The sequence below is a fragment of the Flavobacterium erigeronis genome (genome assembly GCF_054075165.1).
Window position 1 is genome coordinate 1 of sequence record NZ_JBSKGP010000024.1, and the last position, 1,010, is coordinate 1,010.

Sequence of the window (1,010 nt, forward strand, 5' to 3'; positions counted from 1 at the left end):
GCCGCATCGATTACAGGAAGACCTACCGTTACTTTAACCGTATTTGAACTGCAGTTGTCTGGATTTAATTTTTCGCAGATTTCATAAGTCAGCTCATATTCTCCAGCTGGCGGATTAGAACCTAAAACTATGTTTCCGTTTGCATCTACAGTTAAATACCCTTTCGGATCAGCTTTAGTTACATTAAGATTTACATCTGAAGCCACTAATGGAATTCCGTTTTTCGTATCATTATCAAAAACATTTTCACCTAATGTCTGAGGCACATTTGAACCTAAAACTGAAGGTATAACATCTTCGTTTGCTACTAGATCTCCTGCTGTTACCGGCACAGTTATAGTAACTGAATCGCAGTTTGCAGGAACTGCACCTACTTCACAAATCTCATATTTTATATTATAATCTCCTTTTGGAGTTCCTGGATTTACCGTAATAGTACCATTAGCATTTAATGTTAATCCTGATGGTAAAGCACCAATAATATCTATTGTAACTTTTCCAGAATCAGTTCCAATTACCGCAGGATTACCTTTAAAAGTATCGTTACCAATTAATGATACAGTTGTTCCTCCAATGTTTCCATTAATCGGATCAATGTTATCTACTACTGCATCTATTGCATTCACAACCTTAACTTCTGCAACCGCAGTTTTGCAGTTTGAAGGGTTTGCACCCGTTTCGCAGATGGTATAAGTCAGAGTGTATGTTCCTGAAGCAGTGTTCGCCGCTAAAGTAAGCTTCCCGTCAGCGTCAACGCTTAATGGGCCTTCCGTTTTTGCTGTAACAGCTGTATTGGTCGCTGTAACCGCTGCTCCGTCCAATGTGTCGTTTGTCTTAACGTTTCCGATATTTGATGCTGTTGCTCCTGAAGCTGCAGTTCCGAAATCATCTTTTACGGCAACCAGATCATTCGCAACCTTAACCTCTGCTACTGCCGTTTTGCAGTTTGAAGGGGCTGCACCCGTCTCGCAGATGGTATAAGTCAGAGTGTATGTTCCAGATGCAGTGTT

The 1,010-nt window shown here is 40.7% G+C and carries 1 pseudogene; it reads right to left on the bottom strand.

The annotated features are described in order from the left end of the window. Positions 1–1,010 (bottom strand): annotated as a pseudogene (locus tag ACWA1F_RS23915) (hypothetical protein); the annotation flags it as partial.